The 7,752-nt window shown below is 40.4% G+C and carries 9 protein-coding genes and 1 pseudogene; all 10 read left to right on the top strand.

What is annotated here, in order from left to right:
• Nucleotides 1-458, top strand: a pseudogene (locus ACYQ21_RS07670) (hypothetical protein); the annotation flags it as partial.
• Nucleotides 449-769 carry a tyrosine-type recombinase/integrase gene (locus ACYQ21_RS07665; RefSeq protein ID WP_460057188.1) on the top strand — a complete coding sequence of 107 codons (321 nt, stop codon included), beginning with the start codon at nucleotides 449-451 and terminating at the stop codon, nucleotides 767-769. The pseudogene ACYQ21_RS07670 and the gene ACYQ21_RS07665, both read left to right, overlap by 10 nt.
• Nucleotides 770-1,188: 419 nt before the next feature.
• Nucleotides 1,189-2,535: a methylenetetrahydrofolate--tRNA-(uracil(54)-C(5))-methyltransferase (FADH(2)-oxidizing) TrmFO gene (gene trmFO / locus ACYQ21_RS07660; protein ID WP_460057186.1), complete on the top strand. Its 1,347-nt coding sequence runs from the start codon at nucleotides 1,189-1,191 to the stop codon at nucleotides 2,533-2,535.
• Nucleotides 2,536-2,617: 82 nt separating this feature from the next.
• Nucleotides 2,618-3,868 carry a diaminopimelate decarboxylase gene (locus ACYQ21_RS07655; protein WP_460057183.1) on the top strand — a complete coding sequence of 417 codons (1,251 nt, stop codon included), beginning with the start codon at nucleotides 2,618-2,620 and terminating at the stop codon, nucleotides 3,866-3,868.
• 64 nt (nucleotides 3,869-3,932) lie between these two features.
• Nucleotides 3,933-4,169, top strand: coding sequence for a YneF family protein (locus ACYQ21_RS07650; RefSeq protein ID WP_460057181.1), 237 nt, complete (start codon nucleotides 3,933-3,935; stop codon nucleotides 4,167-4,169).
• Between the two features lie 169 nt (nucleotides 4,170-4,338).
• On the top strand, nucleotides 4,339-5,133 hold the full coding sequence (racE, locus tag ACYQ21_RS07645) for a glutamate racemase (RefSeq protein ID WP_460057179.1): 795 nt from the start codon (nucleotides 4,339-4,341) through the stop codon (nucleotides 5,131-5,133).
• A complete protein-coding gene (locus ACYQ21_RS07640; RefSeq protein WP_460057177.1) occupies nucleotides 5,130-6,053 on the top strand; it encodes a nucleoside-triphosphate diphosphatase in 924 nt (307 codons plus the stop codon). The genes racE and ACYQ21_RS07640 overlap by 4 nt, the downstream gene beginning before the upstream one ends.
• Nucleotides 6,054-6,063: 10 nt before the next feature.
• Nucleotides 6,064-6,582 (top strand): metallophosphoesterase, encoded by a 519-nt coding sequence (locus tag ACYQ21_RS07635; protein ID WP_460057175.1) that lies wholly within the window; start codon nucleotides 6,064-6,066, stop codon nucleotides 6,580-6,582.
• The gene (gene cbpB, locus ACYQ21_RS07630) at nucleotides 6,579-7,046 is read left to right on the top strand and encodes a cyclic-di-AMP-binding protein CbpB (protein ID WP_460057172.1); all 468 of its coding nucleotides are present in this window, start codon (nucleotides 6,579-6,581) and stop codon (nucleotides 7,044-7,046) included. Before ACYQ21_RS07635 ends, cbpB begins: the two co-directional genes overlap by 4 nt.
• On the top strand, nucleotides 7,027-7,749 hold the full coding sequence (gene xerD / locus ACYQ21_RS07625) for a site-specific tyrosine recombinase XerD (RefSeq protein ID WP_460057169.1): 723 nt from the start codon (nucleotides 7,027-7,029) through the stop codon (nucleotides 7,747-7,749). The genes cbpB and xerD overlap by 20 nt, the downstream gene beginning before the upstream one ends.
• Nucleotides 7,750-7,752: the final 3 nt, after the last annotated feature.

Here is a 7,752-nt window from a genome sequence, read left to right as displayed (position 1 = left end):
ATGAAACCCAAGTTAAAATTTCAACTTTTACAAGTTTGAGCTTTAATCTTCGTAAACAATTAACTTATTTTCATGGTCGTAAACTCAGTGAACTGTCAGCCTTAGATATTCACGCCTTTCAGCAATATATGTTAAAAACAAAGACACAACGAGGGAAACCTGCTAGTATCAGCTATGTCAATCGGCTCACAACAGGTTTAAGCTCTATCTTTGAACGTGCGATTGTGTATGAACTCATGACGGAAAACTGGGTGCGCAAAGTCGGCAAATTGCGAGAAACTCAAAAGAAAAAAATTGAGTTTTGGACAATGGACGAGTACAGACAGTTTGAAGTAACGCTACCGTTTCATACACATACAGAAATGTTACAAAAAACAGGTTTTCGCTTGTTGTTTATGACAGGTCTGCGTATTGGCGAAATGTTGGCGTTGACGGCAAAACGCTACAAATGCTTTTAGAATGGCGAGAGAAACAAGGGACTATCGGTGAAATGGCTTATGTTTGTCAGATAGACGGTAGTTTTATGTGTGATAGTCTGTGGAGTGCTTGGTTAAAGTGTTTGTCGATAAAGGCGAATGTACAACCTATCAAATTACACTCATTACGGCATTCACATGCTTCAATGTTAATTTCTATTGGCGAAAGTCCGCTAGTCATTCAAAAGCGCCTAGGACATCATGATATTAAAATGACACTAGGGACTTATGGGCATCTTTATCCCGATGCCAGTCAAAAGCTGACAGAGAAATTAAGTCTGTTAGAGATTTAAAAAGGCAGTACAAAAATTAAATAAACGCCTAACTTATTGAGAAGTTATCAAAAAGTTAGCAAGTCGCAGATAAGGGGCGTTAAACACCTAGTAATGCAGGATTCAAAACGAATATTTGTGGTTTACAGAAGGACTCACAAGATTGATGTGGGTTCTTTTTGGATTGGTTAAAATGGTGTTTATAGTGGTTAGAATAGTACCTCAATCCGCAATCAAAATAAATGAAGTAACAAGCATTGGTCATATTCACTCAAAAATTTCAACTTAACATGATATAATGGATAGTAACAAACTAAACAAGCCTTTGAGTGGATGAATGTCACGAATGCCTCGCTTGAACGAAGCGTTAGCGTAGGTCAAGTTTTAAGAATTCACGTATAGTGTTCACAGAAAGTGAATTCGCAGAAAGGAAATTAAAGATGTCAAATCATATTAATGTTATCGGTGCTGGTCTTGCTGGATCAGAAGCCGCTTATCAAATTGCTAAATGTGGGATTCCCGTTAAACTCTATGAAATGCGTGGTGTTAAACCAACCCCACAACATAAAACAAATAATTTTGCGGAACTTGTGTGTTCAAATTCTCTACGTGGGGATTCAATCACCAATGCGGTTGGTCTATTGAAAGAAGAGATGCGTCAGCTTGACAGTCTGATCATCAGCTCAGCAGACGAAACGCGCGTGCCTGCTGGTGGCGCACTAGCAGTCGACCGCGAAGGTTTCGCTGAACTCGTGACTTCAAAAGTGAGCAATCATCCCTTGATTGAAGTCATCAGAACAGAAGTGACAGAAATCCCAGACGATGCGATCACAGTTATTGCCTCAGGTCCTTTGACATCTGACGATTTAGCGGCTAAAATCCACGCTTTAAATGATGGGGATGGTTTTTATTTCTATGATGCAGCAGCACCGATTGTTGATATCAGTAGCATTGACATGAGTAAAGTGTACCTGAAATCACGCTATGACAAAGGTGAAGCTGCCTATCTCAATGCCCCAATGACTAAAGAGGAATTTCAAGCTTTTCAAGAAGCGTTAGTGGATGCGGAAGTTGCTGAAATCAAGTCTTTTGAGAAAGAGAAGTATTTCGAAGGCTGTATGCCGATTGAGGTCATGGCGGCGCGTGGCTTTAAGACCATGTTGTTTGGCCCGATGAAACCGGTGGGACTTGAAAATCCGAGTGAGACCTATACTGTAACTAAACGAGATGGGACAACTTATGAAACTAGTATCCCTTACGCAGTGGTGCAACTTCGCCAAGATGATGCAGCAGCGAGTCTTTATAATATCGTTGGTTTCCAAACGCATCTCAAGTGGGGAGAACAAAAACGGATTTTCCGCATGATACCGGGTCTTGAAAATGCTGAGTTTGTCAGATATGGCGTGATGCACCGTAACTCTTATATGGATTCGCCAAATCTTTTGACACAAACTTTCCAGTCTAAAAAGAAAGACAATCTCTTCTTTGCGGGTCAAATGACAGGTGTAGAAGGCTATGTTGAGTCAGCTGCCTCAGGTTTAGTGGCTGGGATTAATGCAGCTAAATTGTTTCAAGAGGTAGCGCCAGTTGTTTTCCCTGAAACGACTGCTATTGGTGCCCTGCCTTATTATGTCACCCACGCTAACAGTAAAAACTTCCAACCGATGAATGTCAACTTTGGCATTATTAAGGAGCTTGAAGGCGAACACATTCGCGATAAAAAAGAACGCTATACTGCTATTGCTGAACGTGCCTTGAAAGACTTGAAAAATTACCTAGAAGTTTGATTTTACAGAATTATAATTATGTAAAAACGTTAAATGATGGACTAGCACCAGATGTGAGTTAGAGAGAATATGAGGAGCAACCATGAAAACACCCTTCGTTACGGCATCACAACTTGACCAAATCACTGCAGCATACCCGACACCTTTTCATCTGTATGATGAAAAAGCTATCCGAGAAAAAGCTCGTGCAGTGAATCAAGCCTTCAGTTGGAATCCAGGATTTAAGGAATACTTTGCAGTAAAGGCGACACCAACACCGGCTATTTTGAAAATTCTTCAAGAAGAGAATTGTGGCGTTGATTGTGCGTCAGAAATAGAATTACTGATGTCTCACAAACTCGGGTTTGAGAAGCAAGATATCATGTTTTCATCTAACGATACACCAGCTCAAGAGTTTCAGTATGCTAGAAAACTTGATGCCACAATCAATCTGGATGCCTATGAACACATTGAATTCCTAAAAAATGTCACAAGCATACCTGAGATAATTTCTTGCAGGTATAATCCTGGTGGTGTCTTTGCCTTAGGGACAGACATCATGGATAATCCCGAAGAATCAAAATTTGGCATGACTAAGGATCAGCTGATTCAAGCCTTTAAGGATTTGAAAGCCCTTGGTGTGAAAAAATTTGGCATTCATTCTTTCTTAGCCTCTAATACGTTGACAAACGACTATTATCCTGTTTTGGCTAAACAATTGTTTGAACTGGCGGTAGAAGTGGTTCAAGCAACAGATGTTGATCTAGATTTCATCAATCTATCTGGTGGTATTGGTGTTAATTACAAGCCTGACGACCTTGAAAACGACATTTCAAAAATCGGCGATGGTGTACGTCAGGCTTATGAAACGGTGCTGACATCTAATGGTCTCGGTCAGGTTAAAATCTTCACCGAACTCGGGCGTTTTATGCTCGCCCCTCACGGGCACCTCATTACCAAGGTTATCCACAAAAAAAAGACCTATCGTGATTATATCGGCATTGACGCCAGTGCCGTCAACCTCATGAGACCCGCCATGTACGATGCCTACCACCATATCAGCGTAGCTGGCAAAGAAACAGCGTCTCAAACGCACATTTATGATGTCGTCGGCTCACTCTGCGAAAATAACGATAAATTCGCCAAACAAAGGCTGATGCCTGAGGTTCATGTCGGTGACACACTAGTTATCCATGATACTGGCGCACACGGCTTTTCGATGGGGTATCAGTATAACGCCAAACTCCGGTCTGCAGAAATTTTACTGCAAGAGGACGGCACAACGCGCCAAATTCGGCGAGCGGAAACGGCGGAAGATTATTTTGCGACTTTATATGGCTTTGATTTCGAGTAAGAATAGACAGATTATGTAAAATTTGATATAATTAACCGAATAACAAAAAAGAAGAGAGATAAAAATGTCAATTTTACCTGCTATTTTATTAATGATTGTTGCCGCTCTTGGTGGATTTGCTTTAGGTTTGTTCTTGAGCCGTCGTCAAGTGAAACAGATGTTGATGGAAAATCCACCATTGAATGAAGATGCCGTTCGGACGATGATGAGCTCAATGGGGCGTAAACCAAGCGAAACACAAGTGCAACAAGTTTTGCGTCAAATCCGTGCAGCGGCTAAACAAGCTGATAAGAAAAAATAAAGTTTAATAAGGGGCTCTCTAAAAACTCAGATTTTGGGTTTCATTGCAGGAGATAGACTAGTATGCTTTGTCGTTCTTGCATCTTTCCCTCAAAAACTGAGACCCACTTTTTAGAGATTCCTGTAAAAGCTGAGATTTTCTCGGCTTTTGTTTTTGTGAGGTAAGTAAGATGGATAATCGCCCAATAGGTTTTTTAGACTCAGGTGTTGGCGGTCTGACGGTGGTCAAAGAATTAATGCGCCAGTTACCCGATGAAGAAGTCATTTATATCGGCGATTCTAGACGTGCCCCTTATGGACCAAGGCCAGCGGCGCAAATTCGACAGTTTACTTGGGAATTGGTCAATTTTCTCTTATCAAAAGATGTCAAGATGATTGTCTTTGCTTGTAATACGGCGACTGCTGTCGCTTGGGAAGAGGTCAAGAATCAACTTGATATTCCAGTACTAGGTGTAATTTTACCGGGAGCTAGTGCTGCGATTAATGCAACGACAACTGGTCGTATTGGTGTGATTGGAACAGCCATGACTGTCGCATCAGATATTTATCGAAAAAAAGTACAACTCTTATCGCCTAATTTGATGGTGACATCCTTGGCTTGTCCTAAATTTGTCCCAATCGTTGAGTCAAATGAAACGACATCAAGTGTTGCCAAGAAAATCGTCTATCAGACTTTGAAACCATTAGTTGGGCATGTTGATACACTCATTCTAGGCTGTACACACTACCCTTTGTTAAGACCTATCATTCAAAATGTAATGGGAGAAGGGGTCAAACTCATCGACAGCGGGGCTGAATGTGTCCGAGATATTTCGGTACTGCTGAATTACTTTGAGATTAATCGAGAGCGTACAATTGCAAGTAAATCACATCAATATTATACGACAGCAAGTAGTCAAGCTTTTGATGAAATTGCTGAAAATTGGCTACTAATGCCTATTGAATCAAGGACATTGAAATTATGAAAAGAATTTATAAACACCAGACTAAAGATATTTTTGCCTATGTATTAGAAGAACAACGGGTGCTCGTCATTGACAATATCTTTGGTGAACAGCTAGAAATTCCTCTTTACTCAGTATTCTTCAACTATTTTCCAGCTGAAAAAGGATTGAAAATTGTCGCAGTAGATGAAACACCTGCTGATGTGATTGACTTATTTTTCAAAGTGTTGCGAGAGGTGACGGGGCAGAATTATCAGTATCATTTAGGTCAGGTATTGACAGTTGAGTTAGCAGGTCAAGTCCTACATTCTGAGACGGTTAATCTTGAACGTCCAACACAACAAACGTTACTCATTGCCACACGCAATGAAGGTAAAATGCGAGAATTTAAGGCAATGTTTAGCCAACTAGGCTATGATATTAAAAATCTCAATGATTTTCCTGAACTACCAGATGTCGCTGAAACTGGTATGACTTTTGAAGAGAATGCAAGATTGAAGGCTGAAACAATTTCCGAATTAACAGGTGAAATGGTTTTAGCTGATGATAGTGGCTTGATGGTTGATGTATTAGGGGGCTTGCCGGGTGTCTGGTCTGCTAGATTTGCAGGGGATCATGCGACAGAAGCGGCTAATAATGCCAAACTCTTACATGAACTGGCAAGCACTGCCGTCTTGCCTGACAAACGAAAAGCGAAATTCCATACGACCTTGGTCGTCGCAGCGCCTGAAAAAGAGTCGCTTGTTGTTGAGGGAGAATGGTCGGGAGCAATCGCGACCATTCCAAGAGGAGAAGACGGCTTTGGGTATGATCCCTTATTTGTCGATGAAGAGACGGGGAGAACGGCTGCACAGATGACATTGGCGCAGAAAAATCAAGTGTCACACCGCGCTCGTGCCTTACAAAAATTATTGAAGAAATGGCCTGAATGGCTAAAATAGGGAGGTTGTTATGATAATTGTGATGAGTGATTCCCATGGTGAATCAAAAATTGTTCAAGAAATAAAGACTAGATATCAGGATAGAGCGACTGCTATTATCCATTGTGGTGACTCAGAATTGGATGCGACAGATCCCATCTGGGAAGGGATAACAGTTGTCAGAGGCAATTGTGATTTTGATGGCGGTTTCCCTGAAACTGAGGTTGTACATACAAAATATGGAAACATTTTTGTGACCCATGGTCATCTGCATGGTGTGAATTTTGGTTTGACTAGACTGATGTTTGGTGCGTGCGAAAATAATGCTTATATGGCGCTATTCGGTCATCTTCATACACCCATTGCGACGATTGAAGAAGATGTCTTATGCTTAAATCCGGGCAGTGTCTCACAACCGCGTGGTCACCACAATATCAAAATGTATGCCATCATTGAGCCGAATCAGGATAGTTATCGTATCAGTTATCTAGACACCAATCATCAACCGATACCAAATCTACAGTTTGAATTACCGAGGGCAGGGATATGATTGACAAACATATCAAATGTTTCTTCATGAAACAAAATGATACCTTTTTAAAACCAGCGAGTGAAGTCGCTGTTTTATTAAGTGAACATAACATTTCACATGCTAAGATTTTGTTGAGCCAGTATAAGTATTCCAAGGTTCCTGTTGTCAATGAAAACCGTGAGTTTGTGGGCATCCTAGGCTGGACGGATATTATTAATTTTGAAATGCAACATGATTTTTTCTACGAAAAATCAGATAGAACCCCGATTTCTAAAATCGTCAACACAAAAATTTGCACAGTTCAAAAAGACTATGATCTAGAAGAAATCTTGCATTTACTGGTTGGCGAGCCATTTTTACCAGTTTTAAAAGGAAAAGAGTTCTACGGGATTATCCCACGTCAGGAAATTCTCAAGGCTGTCAATGCCTTTGCTCATACATTTACAAAGGATTACGAGATTATTGAACGAACAAATGATTAAAGCCTTCATCGATAGTCGACAAAAGGCATCTGAGAATACGAAACTCGCTTATTTTTACGATTTACGGGCTTTTGTGACGTTTTTAGAAGGCAAAGAGCTGACTCAAACTCAGTTAAACCTTTACCAGCTTGAGCTGAAAAGTCTTGCGAAATCATCTCAACATCGAAAAATCACGAATATCAATACTTTTTTGAAGTACCTTTATCAAAATGGTAAACTGACGCATTTTTTTGAGCTACACGTTGTCCCCTATCAACATCAGGAATTGCAAGATGCTGACAAAAGACAGCCAAAACTATTAGCTGTCAGTCAGTACTACCAGCAAGTTCAGAAGCCCGGTGATTTGATTGTTTTACTGATTTTAGAGTTTGGTTTGAAACCTTCAGAAATTCAAAGTTTAAAGTGGTCAGAGTTTAATTGGGATTTTAAAATTTTAACTGTCGCTACGGGTGGTATCAAACGTATCTTGCCTATTCGAGATAAATTTGCCAGATTGGTACGTCCGATAAAGAATGCTGATGAATTATTCTCGAAATCTCGACAATTTCTGCATTATGAACTCAAAAAGACAAGTGTTTTAACCTCGGCAGAACTGCGAGAACAGTATATTCTACAACGTGTGGCAGAAAGGGTCTCTATCTATGATTTAGCCAAAAATCTCGGATTGAAATCCATTCACTCCCTAGATAAATATTATAGATAAGAG

This window comes from Pseudolactococcus yaeyamensis, from assembly GCF_054658615.1.
The sequence above is the reverse complement of the archived record's forward strand: the minus strand, read 5'-3'. Positions and strand labels throughout refer to the sequence as shown.